This window comes from Arthrobacter sp. efr-133-TYG-104, assembly GCF_030208915.1.
GTDB lineage: Bacteria > Actinomycetota > Actinomycetes > Actinomycetales > Micrococcaceae > Arthrobacter.
In genome coordinates, this window is the sequence record NZ_JARVTA010000016.1 from 130,373 (window position 1) to 146,581 (window position 16,209).

Here is a 16,209-nt window from a genome sequence, read left to right on the forward strand (position 1 = left end):
CCCTAGGAGAGGCCCGTGGGGTTGCCCTGGGCGTCAACGTCCATGCGCATCGCTGCCGGTTCTTTGGGAAGCCCGGGCATCGTCATCACAGCACCGGTCAACGCCACGATGAAACCTGCGCCCGTCTTAGGGATGAGCTCCCGGACGTGGACCGTGAATCCGCTTGGGGCACCCAGTTTGGTGGCGTCATCGGTGAACGAGTACTGGGTCTTGGCCATGCACACCGGTAGCCCGCTCCACCCGTTTCTCTCAATCTCGGCCAAACGCCGCAACGCTGGGACCGAGAACTCCACGCCGTCGGCACCGTAAATCTCGCGCACAATCGTGGTGATCTTGTCCTCGATGCTGAGCTCCAGCGGGTAAAGGTGACGGAAAGACGACGGAGCCTCCAGCGCAGCGGCCACCTTGGCGGCCAGGTCGTCGCCGCCGTCGCCCCCACCGCCCTTGCCCCATACATCGGCCACGGCGGCCTGGACACCTTCTGCCCGGCACCAATCCAGCAGCCACTGGAGTTCCTCGGCGGTGTCCGTTCCGAATTTGTTGATCGCGACCAGCGGGGAAATCCCGAATTTGGCCACGTTGCCCAGGTGCCGTTTGAGGTTGGCGACTCCTGCGGCCACCGCCGCCACATTGGGCTCGCTGAGTTGGTCCTTGGGGACGCCGCCTTGCATTTTGAGGGCCCGGACTGTCGCAACCACCACGACGGCGGAAGGCGCCACATCCGAGATCCTTGCCTTGATGTCCATGTACTTTTCGGCCCCAAGGTCAGCGCCGAACCCGGCCTCGGTGACAACAATGTCCGCGAGCCGGGTAGCCGTGCGCGTTGCTATGAGGGAATTGCATCCATGCGCGATATTGGCGAAAGGGCCACCGTGAACCAGCGCGGGCGTTCCGGCTATGGTCTGGACGAGGTTTGGCTTGATCGCGTCCTTGAGCAACAGGGTCAGTGCTCCCTCAACACCGAGGTCCGCGACAGTGACCGGCGCCCGGTCATAGGTGTAGCCGAAAGTGATGTTCGCTAAGCGGCGTCGCAGGTCGTCGAGGTCGCTGGCCAGGCAGAAAACCGCCATGATCTCCGAGGCCACCGTGATGTCGAAACCGTCTTGCCGTGGTACCCCTTGGGTTGGTCCACCCAGGCCTATGACCACTTCCCGCAATGAGCGGTCGTTCATGTCCAAGACGCGCTTGAAGGTCATTCTGCGCGGATCGATTCCGAGCGCATTTCCTTGGAAGATATGGTTGTCCACCAAAGCCATCAGCGCATTGTTGGCCGAGGTGACGGCGTGGAAATCACCCGTGAAATGCAGGTTGATGTCATCCATCGGCAACACCTGCGAGTAGCCGCCTCCCGTGGCCCCGCCCTTCATGCCAAGGATCGGTCCCAGCGAGGGTTCGCGAAGCGCGATCATGACCTTGTGTCCGGCCCGCGCCAAGGAGTCGGCAAGACCCACGGTTGTTGTGGACTTCCCCTCCCCGGCAGGAGTAGGCGACATGGCAGAGACCAGGACCACCTTGCCGGGCGCTTTACTGTCTTGGAGGCGCAGCTTCCCGGGCAGGATCTTGGCCTTGTAGGGGCCGTAGAGCTCCAAAGCGTCCGCAGGAATGCATGCGCGCGTGGCGATTTCCTCGATGGGCAAGATGGCGGCGTTGTGGGCAATGTCCAGATCGGAGGGGACCTTATTCTCAGACATCGTTGTCCTTCGGCTCAGGGCTTGCGCTGCGCGTAGGCGGCGGGAAACGGGAATCCCCGGATAGCCTACGTTTCGCATCAACCTATCAGGCCGTACCCGTGAACCGGCGGAGGGTCGTTAATGCCGTGGGACGAGCAGCCCTGAGGCCGCTTCGCGGTAGCTTTCCATCGTGATGTCGGCCGTGTGCTTCCAGCCGAATGATTCAGCATGCACCGCGGCAAGCCTACCCATGTCTTCGCGCGTCTGCGCGTCGTCGAACAAGTCCTCCAGGACATCAGCCCAGTGGCTGGGGTTGTGGCCGTCCACCAGGATGCCGGTGCGGCCGTCTGAAATAGCCCTGGACAGGCCGCCGACATTGGTAGCCACTACCGGGGTCCCGCACGCCTGTGCTTCCAAGGCAACCAGTCCGAAGGATTCACTGAAGGACGGCATGACCACCACGTCGGCAGATCTAAACCAGCCGGCGAGCTCGGGTGCGATCACCGGCGGGCGGTGGGTGACGACGTCGTGCAGTCCCTCTTCGTCAATGATTTGCTGGAGGTTGAAGTCTTTGGCGCCACTGAGCGAACCTAGGATAGTCAATTCAAGGTCGATATCCGGACGGCGCTTGCGCAGGATGCCCGCGGCTTTGACGAAGATCTGGGGACCTTTGAGGCGTTGGATTCTTCCGGCAAAGACAAGATGGAAACTGTCCGGCCTGACCTTGCGCTCTGTCCGTGCCTTCCTGCGGAACGACGGCGTGAACACCTTAAGGTCCACGCCCGGAGGCGCCACATCTATCCGGTCGATGTCCGCGCCGTAGTGGGAAACGAGTTCAGCGGCTTCCGCGGACGTATTCGCGATGAGCCGGGAGGCGCCGTCCACGATTCGCTGCTCGCCGTCCTCGCGACGCCTCGGTTCCGGCCGTTCGCCGGCTTCCAGGACCAGGTTCTTGACCTTGGCCATGGTGTGCATGCTGTGCACCAGTGGAACACCCCACAGTTCGGACAACTCCAAGCCGGCCACTCCGGAGACCCAGTAATGCGAATGGATGGCGTCATAGCGGCCGTGGAGTTGCTGGTGGCGGATCTTGTCGATCTGTTCCACCATTTGGTGCAAGAGTTCGGGGAGCTCCTCCTTGGGCAGCTTCCGGGGCGGCCCTGCCAGGACGTTGTGGACGCAGACGCCGGGCCCGGGATGTTCGACGGCGGGTTGGCCGGCTTTGGTGGAGCGGGTGAAGATCTCTACCTCCACACCGGATTCCGCCATGGCCATGGCCAGTGCCCGTACGTAGACGTTCATGCCTCCGGCATCCCCGGCGCCGGGTTGCTCCATGGGGGAAGTATGCAAGGAAAGCAACGCCACACGGCGGATCAACGGCACAAACTTCCTCCTGACAGCCACAGCAAAACCATCTTTGCCCTGCAGAAAACAGTACTCCTGCGTCGCGCTGTAGTGGCGTCAGGCTATGCGGCCTGCGCTAACCAGAGGCGCGTGTTGGCAAAGCCGCGTGTTAACCGAGGTGTGCTTTAATCGAAGTTTGCTTTAACTGAGGCGGTCTTTAACTGAGGCCGGAATCGCGCGCCCACAAGGACCGAAGGGCCGGGAAAGCCGTCTCGTATCCTTCCAACAACTGTTTTCCGATTGCTGTGGATCCCACGAGCGGGTGCGCGGCGAAAGCCTGGAGGGCCGCTTCCCGGTCACCGTCCCGCGCGGCCCGGATGGTCAACTGCTCCACTTCCTTGACGTGCCGCATCAAGGTCAGGAACTGCCCGGCGGGCCGTTCCTGCGCGCGCGGCAGGGCGCCGTCGGATGTGACTTCGCAGGGCACCTCGACTACGGCGGTCTCGGGCAAGCCGGGCACGGCAGTTTTGGGCGAGCCGGTTTCGGGCGAGCCAGTTCCAGGGCGCAACGATGCGGCCACAGGGAAGTTTGGCACGTTCAGGATCAATTCGGTGCTTCCCCCGCCAGCCAAGGCCCGCATCACGGACAAGGCAACGCGCTCATACCCACCGCCGGCGAGATCATCCTCGTCACGCTCCTCTCCGTTCTTGCGCGCCTCGGCCAAGTAGCCCTCCTCCCGGGCACGTCGGGCGGATTCCCAGAGCGCGTAGGCATGGGAGGAAGCCGTCAAGGCTGGGTACAGGGCGTCCTGCTGATGGTGGATGGCGGCCCCGCGTGTTTCCTTCAGGGCCCGGATGGCAGCGGTGGCGTGGTCCGTCTCGTAGTAGTAATAGAGGTACTCATTGGGTAGGCAGCGGAGCTTTTGCAGCATGTGTTGCCCAAACAAGCGGCCCTCTTCCATCGATTCGAGGGCTTGGTGGTCAGCCAACAGATCGGGCAGGACGTCGTGGCCTGCGGGCGCCAGCCGATAAAGCCAACCGAGGTGGTTCAGTCCGTAGTAGCCCACGCCGTCGAGCTTTCCGTCGCCTAACGGAACGCCCGCGGCGCGTGCGGCGCGCTGCACCAGCCCGCCAGCGGAATCGCAGATGCCAATGACCCGACGTCCCAGCACCGGGACCAACGCCTCGGTGACCATGCCTGCCGGGTTGCTGAAATTGATCAGCCACGCATCGGGGCAATGGGCCCGCATGGCTTCGGCCAGCTCCAGCATGGTGGGAATGGACCGCAGCGCGTAGGAAATGCCGCCCGCTCCGGTGGTTTCCTGGCCCAGCAGGCCCAGGTCCAAAGCGATGCGTTCGTCCGCGATGCGCCCGGCTGTGCCACCTGGACGGATCGCGGAAAAGACCATATCCGTCCCCGCCAAGGACCTGGCCAGATCGGTGGAAACCACGACGACGGGCCGGCAACCTTCGGCCACCGGCATGTCCCGTAGCACCGCGTCAATGGCGGCCAAGCGCCCAGCGTCGACGTCGTAAAGGACCAGTTCGCTGACCAGCCCCGCGAAGGGACCCGAGCAAAGGGCCCGGTACACCAGGGGAACCCTGAATCCGCCGCCGCCGGCGATCATGAGCCGCATGGGTTGAGTCTATGCAGCAAAGTGGCCGCAGCGTAGTGTGCGGTGCATGGACGCTTTGCCCCAGCGCCGCTTCGATCCCCTTGCGGCCGTGCGCAAGGATGCGACCGGAGCCTGCGATCTTTTACTCACGGGAACGGTTTTCCAAGACATCATCTTCACGGGCCTGCCTCACTCGCCCGAGCCGGGCACCGAAGTCTGGTCCGAAGGAATGGGGAGTTGCCCCGGCGGGGTGGCCAACCAGGCAATCGCTGCGGCCAGACTGGGCCTGCGCACGAGCCTCGCCGCCACCTTCGGTGATGACGGATATGGCGACTACAACTGGCAGATCCTTGAAAGCCAAGAGCACGTGGACCTTTCGTTGTCCCAACGGGTGCCCGGTTGGCACTCCCCGGTAACGGTGTCCATGTGCGTCAACCAGGACCGCTCCATGGTCACCCATGGGCACCCGGCCCCGATCAGTGCCACAGAGCTGATGGGCGAACCACCCAAGGCCTTGGCCGCCGTCGCCGATCTGGGCGAAGAACTCGAACCATGGATGCATGCGGTGAAGTCCGCGGGCACAAAACTCTTCGGAGTGGTGGGCTGGGATCCCAGCGGAAAGTGGTCCGAGCGCCGGTTGGACCAACTGGAGAATTTCCACGCCTTCCTGCCCAACGCTCCTGAAGCCATGGCCTTCACGGGCAAGGACGATCCTTGGGCAGCACTGTACTCGTTGGCCGATCGCGTTCCCGTGGCCGTGGTGACGCTCGGCGTGCAAGGCGCCGTGGCCGTGGACTCGGAGACAGGGGAGGAGGAGTGGGTGCCGTCGCTGCCGGTGTCGGCCTACGATCCCACCGGCGCCGGAGACTGCTTTAGCGCGGCCTTCATCATGGGTTCGTTGGCGGGGTGGCGGCTCGGGGACAGGTTGCGGTTCGCGAACTTGTGCGCGTCCCTCGCCGTCCAGCAGGTGGGAGGCTCGTTGGCCGCGCCCGGCTGGGGCGACATTGCCGACTGGTGGCAGCGCGCCAACGCCCGGAAGGAACGGCAGTCGAGCCAGTGGATCCGGCGGTTCGCGTTCTTGGAGCCGATCCTGAAAGACATACCCGCTGGCGCCCAGCGGCGCGCCAAGGCAACCATCGCGCACCTGTCCGATGCCCAGTAGGTTTTTTCGCAACAGACGTCTGCCAAAACTGACCAGTCACCAACCTCTGATTAAGCCCGTATCACTGGCAGCACTAGAATCTCTAGGGTGACTTACGAAGCAGCTGCAGATATCGGTATCGGGTCCACCACCCCCATCGCGAGATCGGCGGTGCTTGAACGTTCCGCGCTGATCGACCTCGAAGCCGTGCGGCACAACGTCCGCCAGTTCGCCGGTATTGCCTCCCCCGCAGCTGTGATGGCGGTTGTGAAAGCCGACGCTTACGGTCACGGAGCCGTGCAAGTCGCCCGCGCCGCACTCGACGCCGGAGCGGCGTGGCTTGGTGTCGCGCACATCTCCGAGGCGCTCGCCTTGCGCGCCGCGGGAATCGAATCGCCACTGCTTGCCTGGCTGCACACCACCGAGAGCAACTTCCAGGCAGCTGTCGCCGCGGGCATCGACGTCGGAATTTCCGGGTGGGAGCTGGACGCCGTGGTCGCCGCCGCCCGCGACCAGGAGCGCCCGGCACGCGTGCACCTTAAAGTCGACACCGGCTTGGGCCGCAATGGCTGCCCCATTGGGGAATGGGACCACCTGGTGGGACAGGCAATGGACTACCAGGACCAGGGCCTTCTCCGGGTGGTGGGAATCTTCTCGCACCTTGCTGTGGCCGATGAGCCGGAGCGGCCTGAAACGGATGCCCAGCTGGAACTGTTCCGTGAAGCCATCGCCATCGCCGAGGACGCCGGTGTGGATACCGAAGTGCGGCATATCGCCAACACACCCGCCACATTGTCCCGCCCCGACTCGCACTTTGACCTGGTCCGGGTCGGCTTGGGCGTCTACGGACTGTCACCGTTCGACGGCGTCACCTCCGCTGAGCTCGGCCTCCACCCCGCCATGACCGTCCGCACACTGTTGTCCAACTGTAAAAAGGTGCCGCAGGGACAGGGCGTCTCCTACGGCCTGAACTACCGGACCAAGGAAGAGAGCACCCTGGGCCTGGTGCCGTTGGGATACGCCGACGGCGTGCCCCGCATCGCGACAGGTGGCCCCGTACGCGTCGCCGGCACAAACTATCCGGTGGTCGGCCGAATCGCGATGGACCAAATGGTCATCGACCTCGGGCCGCTGACGGCGGAGGAAGCAACCGCCCTCAAGGGCGCCGAAGCCGTGCTTTTCGGTGATGGAGCCGACGGCGGACCGACCGCGGACCACTGGGCAGCGGCTGCGGGCACCAACAACTACGAGATCGTCACGCGCATCAGCCCAAGGGTTCCCCGCAGTTACCTGAACGAGCTGCCTACCCAGCCCACCGGGACGGCGACCCCGTGAACGGACCACAATGGGAGCGGACCGTAACGGTCACGACGGCGGAACAAACGCACGCGCTCGCTGCCGCGCTCGCCGGGCTGCTGGAGGCCGGGGACCTCGTGGTCCTCACAGGAGAACTTGGCGCCGGCAAGACGACTTTCACCCAAGGCCTCGGGGAGGGACTCGGGGTCCGCGCAGGTATCATCTCGCCCACCTTCGTGTTGGTGAGGATCCACCCGAATCTTCCGGAAGGCCCCCGTCCCGGCGGCCCGGACCTGGTCCACGTTGACGCGTACAGGCTCGAATCGGCGGCCGAAATCGACGACATCGACTTGGAAAACACCATGGACACCGCCGTGACGGTGGTGGAGTGGGGGCGTGACCGGGTGGAGCATCTCTCCGAGAGCCGCCTTGAAGTGGACTTGCATCGCTCGGTGGGCGGAGAGTCTGTTGCGGCCGGCACGGAGCAGGTTATGGACTTCGATACCGATGACGACGACGAACCCCGCACCATGGTCTTCCGCGGCTTCGGGCCGCGCTGGTCCGAAGCTCCGGAACTGCTGGAGTCCACGTCCCTTGGGGGAGGAAACTGATGCTTATTTTGGCCATAGACACCTCCGCAGTTGCCAGTGCGGCCCTCATTTCGGACATCGCGATGGAAGGAGTCATCGACTCCTTCGCCACGGAGGACACCCGGAGCCATGCCGAAGTCCTCGCCCCGGGAATCGAAAAGCTCCTGGCCGGCGCAGGGGTTACGGGAGCGGACATCGATGCGATCGTGACCGGCGTCGGGCCTGGACCCTTCACGGGATTGCGCTCCGGCATTGCAACCGCCCGGACGCTGGCTTTTGTGTGGAACAAGCCCCTGTATGGGCTCATGAGTTTGGACGCCATTGCATTGGAGGTGGCCGAGTCCACCGCAGCGGCTCCTGAGTTCCTCGTTGCCACCGACGCACGGCGCAAAGAGGTCTACTGGGCTCGATACGCGGCCACAGAGGGCCAATTGCCTGAATTGCTGGACGGTCCTCATGTCGGGTTCGCTGCCGATTTGCCCGACCTCCCCGTGTTCGGTGCTGGTGCGGGCCTCTATCCGGACGTCCTGCGCGCCGACGCGGACTTCGCCGATGCGCAGCCGAACGCAGCGGCCTTGGGCCAGTTTGCGATGGCCCGGCTCACCGCAGGCAAACCGCTGCTGGACTCCACTCCCTTGTACTTACGGGAATCGGACGCCCAAGTGCCGGGCCCTAGGAAGCGGGCGCTCTGATGGGACGGAAACCGTGAAACTGCCTCCCCAACTCGAGCTCGCGGGGGTTTGCCTGCGTGAGATGACCGAAGCCGACATTCCCGCCGTCGAGGCCCTTGAACGCCGGCTATTTCCCGTCGATGCCTGGCCGCTGCAGATGTTTTTCGACGAACTCGCCCAGCCCGAAACCAGGCGCTACCTGGTGGCTGAGGTCGCGGGGGAGATCGTCGCCTACGCCGGCCTGATGTGCATCGAGCCCATCGCCGATGTCCAGACGATCGCCGTCGTGCCTGAATTCGAAGGCAAGGGGATCGGCTCAGCGATCCTGACCGAACTGATCCACGAAGCCCGACGCCGGCATGCGGCGGACGTTCTCCTGGAGGTGCGGGCAGACAACCCCAGGGCCCAGAAGCTCTACCTTCGCTTCGGCTTTGAACAGATCCACATTCGCCCGCGGTACTACCGCGACGGAACCGACGCGTTGATCATGCGCCTGCCGCTGGCCGGACCGCGTCCCAACGAATCCACCCCCACAGAAGGAGCCACCTGGTGAGCGCCGCACTTCCCAAGCAGCCGCTGGTCCTGGGCATCGAATCATCCTGTGACGAGACCGGCGTCGGAATTGTCCGCGGAACCACGCTGCTGACCAACACAGTGTCCTCGTCCATGGACGAGCATGTCCGCTTTGGCGGGGTCATCCCCGAGATCGCTTCACGGGCCCATCTGGATGCTTTTGTGCCGACGCTCCAAGAGTCGTTGCACGAGGCCGGGGTCACGTTGGAAGACATCGACGCCATCGCCGTGACATCGGGGCCCGGCCTCGCAGGTGCCCTCATGGTGGGTGTCTGTGCTGCCAAGGCGCTCGCGGTGGCAACCGGAAAACCGCTGTACGCGATCAACCATCTGGTGGCGCACGTTGGTGTTGGGCTGCTCGACGGAAAGTCGTCCGACGCCGGACAGTTGCCAGCGTCGTTGGGCGCGCTTCTGGTCTCCGGCGGGCACACAGAGATCCTGCGGATCCGGAACATCACAGGCGATGTGGAACTTCTCGGTTCCACCATCGACGACGCCGCCGGAGAGGCTTACGACAAAGTGGCCAGGATTCTCGGCCTGGGTTATCCCGGTGGACCGGCGATCGACAAACTCGCCCGGCTTCGCAACCCGAAATCCATCCGTTTCCCGCGCGGACTGACACAGCCCAAGTACATGGGCACAGCCGAAGCCAAGGGACCGCACCGCTATGACTGGTCCTTCAGCGGCCTGAAGACGGCCGTGGCCCGTTGCGTTGAACAGTTCGAAGCCCGCGGAGACGAAGTGCCCGTTGCCGATATTGCCGCGTCCTTCCAGGAAGCCGTGGTGGATGTCATCACGTCCAAGGCCGTCCTGGCTTGCAAAGAGCATGGCATTAGCGATGTCCTGCTCGGTGGGGGAGTCGCGGCCAACTCCCGGCTCAGGGAGCTGACGGCCCAGCGCTGTGCCTCCGCCGGCATCAAGCTCCACGTTCCGCCCCTCAACCTCTGCACGGACAACGGGGCCATGGTGGCCGCGCTCGGGGCACAGTTGGTGATGGCGGGAGTTGGTCCGAGCGGTGTGTCTTTCGCTCCGGACTCGTCCATGCCGGTGACCACGGTGTCGGTGCCGGCCTAGTTTCATGGAGCGGTGCCAGGCGGTTTCAGGAGGCGGTGCTACGCGTCCGGCCCTTTGCGCATCTGCTGAACCAGATCCATGACAACTTCGCGCAGGTCGCCGTGATGCTCTGCCGCTACCCGGCGTTGGCGCTGGTAGCTGGCGCCGCGTTCGATGATCTTAAGGACGTCCGCCAGCTCATCCGTGCAGCCAAGCTTCGCTGCCACCGGCTCCAACCTCGCAACAGTTTCTGCCAGGTGCTCGGTGACCAACTGCTCGTTGCCTTGGGCGTCGAGGATGATGATGGCTTCCAACCCATAGCGGGCAGCGCGCCACTTGTTTTCCTGCACATGCCACGGCGGCATAGTGGGAATGGAACCGCCTGCGTCCAGGATGGTGGAGAACTCATCCACCAGGCATTGGGTGAGCGCAGCAATTGCGCCCACTTCCTCGAGGCTGGCCAAACCGTCGCAGATACGCATTTCGATGGTGCCCAAGTTCGAAACCGGACGGATATCCCAGCGGATCTCGGAGGTGGAGTCGATCACCCCGGTGGTGAACATGTCCTGGACATAGGACTCGTACGCTTCCCAAGTCTCGAACTGGAAGGGAAGGCCTGCAGTGGGAAGCTGCTGGAACATCAAGGCACGCTGTGATGCATAGCCGGTTTCCTCGCCTGCCCAGAACGGACTGGAGGCGGAGAGGGCCTGGAAGTGCGGGAAGTAGTTCACCAGGCCGTCCAGGATCGGCAGGACTTTATCGCGGCGGTCGATGCCCACGTGGACGTGCACACCATAGATCACCATTTGGCGTCCCCACCATTGGGTGCGCTCGATCAACTTGGCGTAGCGCTCTTTGTCGGTGACGGGTTGCAGCAGGGGCGGGCTGAAGGGGTGGCTTCCAGCGCAAAATACTTCAACGTCCATGGGGTCCGTGACTTCGCGGACGGCTGCCAGGGACCGGCTCAGGTCTTCCTTGGCTTCTTGGACGGTTTCGCAGATCCCGGTCACCAGTTCGACGGTATTGAGAAGGAGTTCACGCTTGATGTGCGGGTGCTCGTCGTCTTCGTTGAGGTCGGGGTGGTTTGCAGCGACGCCTTTGAGGACCTCATTTGCTACGGAGACCAGTTCTCCCGTACGTGCATTGACGAGCGCCAGCTCCCATTCCACACCCAGTGTCGATTGCCTGGATGGCGCAAAATCAATCTGCACGTAGTCCCCTCGTTGGTCTTGTCTGAGCCGGACACGGCCCCGCTGCAGGGCCGCCAGCGGTCGGCTCAAGTCTAATGCAGGGCGAACTACGTTTCTTGCCGGTGGCCGAGGTGTTAAATGGGTGGATGCCCATCCTGAACAAAGACATGTCCCTGTGCATTTCGCTCGCGGCCCGGCCCAGCAACATCGGCACCCGGTTCCATAACTACTTGTATGATCTGCTCGGCTTGAACTTTGTCTATAAGGCGTTCGCCCCAACGGACATCGCGCTTGCCGTTGCCGGTATCCGCGGCCTTCCGATCCGGGGAGCGGCGGTGTCCATGCCGTACAAGGAAGACGTCATCGCCCTTGTCGATGTCATGGACCCATCGGCCAAGGCCATCGATTCGGTCAACACCATTGTGAACGACGACGGCATCCTGACCGCCTACAACACTGACTACATCGCCATCGCGCGGCTGCTGAAAGACCACGAAGTCCCCAACAGCCATACCGTCCTGCTCCGTGGTGCCGGTGGCATGGCCAAAGCTGTTGCAGCTGCCCTGCGGGATGCCGGCTTCACTGCGGTCACCATTGTGGCCCGCAACGAAACCAGCGGCCGTGCGCTGGCGGGTCTCTACGGTTTTGAATGGCAGGCCGAGGTCAACGGGTCCACTGCCGACCTCATCATCAACGTCACGCCACTGGGCATGGCCGGCTCAGATGAAGCGGTCCAGTCCTTTGATGACGCAGCTATCGCGGCCGCGGAGGTGGTGTTCGACGTCGTCGCACTGCCTTCGGAGACTCCGCTCATCGCAGCGGCGCGCCGAGCCGGAAAGCCCGTTATCACCGGCGCCGAGGTCATTGCCATCCAAGCCGAGGAACAATTTGTCCTTTACACCGGTGTGCGTCCCACGCCGGGGCAGGTGCGGGAAGCCTCGGAATTCTCGCGCCGCTAGGCTTCCACGCTGCCCGTGGCAAAGGACGCAGCCTCCACCACGATTGCCACCCTCTCTTCGCCGATCCGGGTGAGGACCAAGGTGGCGGTCTTGGCCGTGAGTGACTTGTCCGGTTTCCCGGGGAGCAGCTGTTTCCGCAGCTCTTCCGGGGTCACGGATGTGCCGCGCTTCTTGATGTCCAGCACAGTGATGCCGTTGGTTTTGACCCATGACTTGAGGGCTTTGACGTTGTAGGGCATCACGTCAAGCACCCTGTAAGCATGGGCAAACGGAGTGTCGTGAAGTCCGGGTGCGCAAATATAGGCGATGTGCTCGTCCACCAGGTGGCCGCCCAGCTTTTCCGCGACGTCGGCCACCAAGCCCGCGCGGATCACGGCGCCGTCCGGTTCGTATAGGTAGCCCTCAACCGGCCCGACGGCGGCAACAGGACCGCCGTCGAAATCCTCGCCGCTGGTTATTTCCGCGGCGCCCTGCGAACTGAGGACAAGTGCCGCGCGCCGGACGCCCGGCCGGGCCACCGCGTTGAACCACAACGCAGCCTCTGTGACATCCCCGCCCACCGAAACCCATTGGGCTTCGCAGCCGTCCGGAACGGAGTCGTGGGGTATGCCGGGCCCCATCTTCACACCGACGGCCCGGCCTGTGGATGCTACTGCCTCCACGAAGGACAACGGGGGAGAGAACGCCTCAGGATCCCAGATCCTCTTGGTGCCGGACGTGGACGTGGTGCGTCGTGCCGGGTCCATCCACACGCCGTCGATCCCGTCGAGGTCCACCGACGTCGCATCTGAATGCACCACCGTGGCGTGGGGGAACGGGATGAGGTTGATGGTGGCGCAGGCCGCAGTGGTTTCGTCAATCTCCACGGCGGTGACAGCGATGTCCAACGATGCCATCGCCATGGAATCGGCACCGAGGCCGCAACCGAGGTCCGCTACGTGGGCTATTCCCGATGCGGCAAAACGTTCAGCGTGGCGGGCAGCAACCGTCAGCCGCGTGGCCTGCTCCAAGCCTGCCTGCGTGAAGAGCATTTGACGCGCGAATTCGCCGAACTTGGCCTCCGCCCGGGTCCGGAGGCGTGACTGTGTCAGCACTGCTGCCACCAGTTCGGGCGCGTGTCCCGCTTTCCGGAGGTCGGCGTTGACGGTGAAAGCCTCGGCCTCCCGGTAGGGGCCCAGGGAGGCAAGGAGTTCCCAGCCCTCAGTGGTCAGCAAGGGGGCAATCTGTTCCTGCGGTGCGTGGGACATGGCATCAAGCCTAATGGGCTACGTCGCAGCATCGTGACTTGGTATCAGGCCAGCTAGGGTTGTTTTCATGGAAGACAACGCAGCCCCGCAGCCCTCCGACGCCAACAACTCCGGCAGCCACAACCCGGACACGGAGCGTCCGGTAGCGCCATTGGCTCCAGGTCATCCGGACCGTCACCCGCTCGTGGCATCGGCCCGTCCTGTTTTGATCGCAGGAGCTGTGATTGCCGTGGTTTGCATCGCCTTTCTGGTCATCCTCTTCGTCCTCGATTCCTTCAACGCAGCCGCCTACTCAGTCAGCGGCAAGAGCGTCAGCGATGCTACCGATGAAGCGCGGCAGATCCGTGACCTCTACAGCGGCGCCCGCATAGGCGGGATCATCGCGCTGGTGGTTTCCGCCGTCGTAGCCTTGGCGTCCGCGCTGGTGTTGTACCTCAACCGGGACGTCGTCCAGCCTGACGGAAACGACGACGGCGAGAGCTACCACCTCGACGACCTGACGGGCAGGTAGGAGTTCACCTATGGACGAAATGCTGGCACTCGCCTTGACCGAGTGCTAACCACTTACATAGAGTCTAGTTAGCACTCTCCCCCGGAGGGTGCTAACTACGCCAAGCGTCCACCGGCACCGCGACGACGGATGTACGCATCGGCACCCTAGTTCTTAGTCCATGAATCAGCTCATGAAAAGGAGAGTCCGAGTGTCGGTCTCGATTAAGCCTCTTGAGGATCGTATTGTTGTTCGCCCGCTCGAAGCAGAGCAGACCACCGCTTCCGGACTGGTCATTCCGGACTCCGCACAGGAGAAGCCGCAGGAAGGCGAAGTTGTTGCAGTCGGCCCCGGCCGCTTCGATGACAACGGCAACCGCGTTCCGGTCGACGTAACTGTCGGCGACGTCGTTATCTACTCCAAGTACGGTGGAACCGAAGTCAAGACCGGCGGCAACGAGTACCTCGTTCTGTCCGCCCGCGACGTTCTGGCGATCGTCGTAAAGTAACTTCCTGGAGCCCCGCACCGCAGCCGCGTTGGATCTATTCCGACCAACGGCGGTGCGGGTTTTCCGTCTTGAAAGGACATAACCATGGCAAAGCAGCTTGCTTTTAACGATGCTGCCCGCCGGTCTCTTGAGGCCGGTATCGACAAGCTCGCCAACACTGTCAAGGTGACGCTTGGTCCGCGCGGCCGCAACGTCGTGCTGGACAAGAAGTGGGGCGCTCCCACGATCACCAACGATGGCGTGACCATCGCCCGTGAAGTCGAACTTGACGACCCCTACGAGAACCTTGGCGCACAGTTGGCCAAGGAAGTAGCAACCAAGACCAACGATGTCGCCGGTGACGGCACCACCACAGCCACCGTCCTGGCCCAGGCCCTGGTCAAGGAAGGCCTGCGCAACGTAGCTGCAGGCGCGGCTCCGGGTGAGATCAAGCGCGGCATCGAAGTTTCCGTCGAAGCCATCGCAGCACGTCTCTTGGAGAACGCCAGCGAAGTTGAAGGCACCCAGGTAGCCAACGTTGCTGCTATTTCCGCGCAGAGCGACGAGGTCGGCGAACTGCTGGCAGAAGCGTTCGGCAAGGTGGGCAAGGATGGCGTCATCACCATCGAAGAGTCCTCCACCACGCAGACGGAATTGGTCCTCACTGAGGGCATGCAGTTCGACAAGGGCTACTTGTCCCCGTACTTCGTCACCGACGCGGAACGGCAGGAAGCTGTCCTCGAAGACGCCTTGATCCTGATCAACCAGGGCAAGATTTCCTCGCTGCAGGAATTCCTGCCCCTGCTGGAAAAGGCACTGCAGGCCTCCAAGCCGCTCTTCATCATTGCCGAAGACATCGAGGGTGAGGCCCTGTCCACCCTGATCGTGAACCGCATCCGCGGCACGCTCAACGTTGTCGCCGTCAAGGCTCCCGGCTTTGGCGATCGCCGCAAGGCCATGCTGCAGGACATCGCCACGCTCACAGGGGCACAGGTTGTCTCCCCGGACCTTGGCCTGAGCCTGGACACCGTGGGCCTGGAGGTCCTCGGTACCGCACGACGCATCACGGTTACCAAGGACAACACGACGATCGTCGATGGTGCCGGCACCGCTGAGGACGTAGCCGATCGTGTTGCGCAGCTTCGCGCCGAGCTCACCCGTACGGACTCCGACTGGGACAGGGAGAAGCTGCAGGAACGCTTGGCCAAGCTCGCTGGCGGCATCGGCGTCATCAAGGTTGGCGCAGCCACCGAGGTTGAGCTGAAGGAAAAGAAGCACCGCATCGAGGACGCTGTTTCCTCCACGCGTGCCGCCCTTGAAGAAGGCATCGTTTCCGGTGGCGGTTCCGCACTTATCCACGCCCTCAAGGCGCTGGACGAGTCCGAAGCCGTTGCGGCGCTTGAGGGGGATGCTGCAGCTGCTGTGGGCATTGTCCGCCGGGCCCTCATCCAGCCCCTGCGTTGGATCGCCCAGAACGCCGGCTTTGATGGCTTCGTGGTTGTTTCCAAGGTCTCCGAACTTGAAGCCAACCACGGATTCAATGCCAAGACCGGCGAGTACGAGGACCTGATCGCCGCTGGCGTGATCGACCCCGTCAAGGTCACCCGTTCGGCCCTTCGCAACGCCGCTTCCATCGCAGCCTTGGTTCTCACCACTGAGACCTTGGTTGTCGAGAAGCCCGCTGAAGAAGAAGACGCACACGCAGGGCACCAGCACTAAACTGCCCTCCAAAGCCCCGGTCACTGTTTTTGGTGGCCGGGGCTTTTGCCGTGTAGGACAGTAACGCGTAGGACCAGTAGGGCGGCCTATTGTGACGCGTCCGACGGCGGCAGTAACCTGACGCTATTAGGGCGGTTTCGGGCGAACACCGGGCCGCTACCCTG

15 protein-coding genes are annotated in these 16,209 nt (G+C 63.4%); 10 read left to right on the top strand and 5 right to left on the bottom strand.

Annotated elements, in window-relative coordinates; all coding sequences use genetic code 11:
- Positions 1–2: 2 nt before the first annotated feature.
- The 3 genes from QRN04_RS12825 to QRN04_RS12835 all read right to left on the bottom strand — a co-directional run bounded on the left by QRN04_RS12825 (position 3) and on the right by QRN04_RS12835 (position 4,650).
- Positions 3–1,691 carry a formate--tetrahydrofolate ligase gene (locus QRN04_RS12825; protein WP_284976407.1) on the bottom strand — a complete coding sequence of 563 codons (1,689 nt, stop codon included), beginning with the start codon at positions 1,689–1,691 and terminating at the stop codon, positions 3–5.
- Between the two features lie 117 nt (positions 1,692–1,808).
- A complete protein-coding gene (gene mshA / locus QRN04_RS12830) occupies positions 1,809–3,053 on the bottom strand; it encodes a D-inositol-3-phosphate glycosyltransferase (protein WP_284976408.1) in 1,245 nt (414 codons plus the stop codon).
- 178 nt (positions 3,054–3,231) lie between these two features.
- Positions 3,232–4,650, bottom strand: coding sequence for a family 4 glycosyl hydrolase (locus tag QRN04_RS12835; protein WP_284976409.1), 1,419 nt, complete (start codon positions 4,648–4,650; stop codon positions 3,232–3,234).
- Between the two features lie 46 nt (positions 4,651–4,696).
- On the opposite strand from QRN04_RS12835, the gene QRN04_RS12840 reads away from it, so the two are divergent.
- The 6 genes from QRN04_RS12840 to tsaD all read left to right on the top strand — a co-directional run bounded on the left by QRN04_RS12840 (position 4,697) and on the right by tsaD (position 9,974).
- Positions 4,697–5,791 (top strand): carbohydrate kinase family protein, encoded by a 1,095-nt coding sequence (locus QRN04_RS12840; RefSeq protein WP_284976410.1) that lies wholly within the window; start codon positions 4,697–4,699, stop codon positions 5,789–5,791.
- An 87-nt stretch (positions 5,792–5,878) separates the two neighbouring features.
- Positions 5,879–7,105, top strand: coding sequence for an alanine racemase (gene alr, locus QRN04_RS12845; protein ID WP_284976411.1), 1,227 nt, complete (start codon positions 5,879–5,881; stop codon positions 7,103–7,105).
- On the top strand, positions 7,102–7,677 hold the full coding sequence (gene tsaE / locus QRN04_RS12850) for a tRNA (adenosine(37)-N6)-threonylcarbamoyltransferase complex ATPase subunit type 1 TsaE (protein ID WP_284976412.1): 576 nt from the start codon (positions 7,102–7,104) through the stop codon (positions 7,675–7,677). Before alr ends, tsaE begins: the two co-directional genes overlap by 4 nt.
- On the top strand, positions 7,677–8,348 hold the full coding sequence (gene tsaB / locus QRN04_RS12855) for a tRNA (adenosine(37)-N6)-threonylcarbamoyltransferase complex dimerization subunit type 1 TsaB (protein WP_284976413.1): 672 nt from the start codon (positions 7,677–7,679) through the stop codon (positions 8,346–8,348). The genes tsaE and tsaB overlap by 1 nt, the downstream gene beginning before the upstream one ends.
- A 13-nt stretch (positions 8,349–8,361) precedes the next feature.
- Complete coding sequence (rimI, locus tag QRN04_RS12860; RefSeq protein WP_284976414.1) at positions 8,362–8,880, top strand: ribosomal protein S18-alanine N-acetyltransferase; 519 nt, start codon at positions 8,362–8,364, stop codon at positions 8,878–8,880.
- Entirely contained in the window at positions 8,877–9,974 is a 1,098-nt protein-coding gene (tsaD, locus tag QRN04_RS12865; protein ID WP_284976415.1) for a tRNA (adenosine(37)-N6)-threonylcarbamoyltransferase complex transferase subunit TsaD, read from the top strand. Before rimI ends, tsaD begins: the two co-directional genes overlap by 4 nt.
- 38 nt (positions 9,975–10,012) lie before the next feature.
- On the opposite strand, the gene QRN04_RS12870 is transcribed toward tsaD, so the two are convergent.
- A complete protein-coding gene (locus QRN04_RS12870; RefSeq protein ID WP_284976416.1) occupies positions 10,013–11,164 on the bottom strand; it encodes a glutamate--cysteine ligase in 1,152 nt (383 codons plus the stop codon).
- Between the two features lie 125 nt (positions 11,165–11,289).
- Here QRN04_RS12870 and QRN04_RS12875 point away from each other — a divergent pair, with 125 nt between their 5' ends.
- Complete coding sequence (locus QRN04_RS12875; protein WP_284976417.1) at positions 11,290–12,102, top strand: shikimate 5-dehydrogenase; 813 nt, start codon at positions 11,290–11,292, stop codon at positions 12,100–12,102.
- On the opposite strand, the gene QRN04_RS12880 is transcribed toward QRN04_RS12875, so the two are convergent.
- Complete coding sequence (locus QRN04_RS12880) at positions 12,099–13,349, bottom strand: THUMP-like domain-containing protein (protein ID WP_284976418.1); 1,251 nt, start codon at positions 13,347–13,349, stop codon at positions 12,099–12,101. The genes QRN04_RS12875 and QRN04_RS12880 overlap by 4 nt on opposite strands.
- 67 nt (positions 13,350–13,416) lie before the next feature.
- Here QRN04_RS12880 and QRN04_RS12885 point away from each other — a divergent pair, with 67 nt between their 5' ends.
- The 3 genes from QRN04_RS12885 (at position 13,417) to groL (ending at position 16,045) form a co-directional block, all read left to right on the top strand.
- On the top strand, positions 13,417–13,860 hold the full coding sequence (locus QRN04_RS12885) for a hypothetical protein (RefSeq protein WP_284976419.1): 444 nt from the start codon (positions 13,417–13,419) through the stop codon (positions 13,858–13,860).
- A 190-nt stretch (positions 13,861–14,050) separates the two neighbouring features.
- Positions 14,051–14,347, top strand: a complete 297-nt coding sequence (gene groES, locus QRN04_RS12890) for a co-chaperone GroES (RefSeq protein WP_284976420.1) — start codon at positions 14,051–14,053, stop codon at positions 14,345–14,347.
- Between the two features lie 84 nt (positions 14,348–14,431).
- On the top strand, positions 14,432–16,045 hold the full coding sequence (gene groL, locus QRN04_RS12895) for a chaperonin GroEL (protein ID WP_284976421.1): 1,614 nt from the start codon (positions 14,432–14,434) through the stop codon (positions 16,043–16,045).
- Positions 16,046–16,209 lie beyond the last annotated feature (164 nt).

Coding starts and splice junctions, on each gene's coding strand:
- QRN04_RS12835 (WP_284976409.1), bottom strand. CDS start 4,650: ATGCGGCTCATGATCGCCGGCGGCGGCGGATTCAGGGTTCCCCTGGTG.
- QRN04_RS12885 (WP_284976419.1), top strand. CDS start 13,417: ATGGAAGACAACGCAGCCCCGCAGCCCTCCGACGCCAACAACTCCGGC.
- groL (WP_284976421.1), top strand. CDS start 14,432: ATGGCAAAGCAGCTTGCTTTTAACGATGCTGCCCGCCGGTCTCTTGAG.
- QRN04_RS12840 (WP_284976410.1), top strand. CDS start 4,697: ATGGACGCTTTGCCCCAGCGCCGCTTCGATCCCCTTGCGGCCGTGCGC.
- tsaB (WP_284976413.1), top strand. CDS start 7,677: ATGCTTATTTTGGCCATAGACACCTCCGCAGTTGCCAGTGCGGCCCTC.
- QRN04_RS12880 (WP_284976418.1), bottom strand. CDS start 13,349: ATGTCCCACGCACCGCAGGAACAGATTGCCCCCTTGCTGACCACTGAG.
- QRN04_RS12825 (WP_284976407.1), bottom strand. CDS start 1,691: ATGTCTGAGAATAAGGTCCCCTCCGATCTGGACATTGCCCACAACGCC.
- QRN04_RS12875 (WP_284976417.1), top strand. CDS start 11,290: ATGCCCATCCTGAACAAAGACATGTCCCTGTGCATTTCGCTCGCGGCC.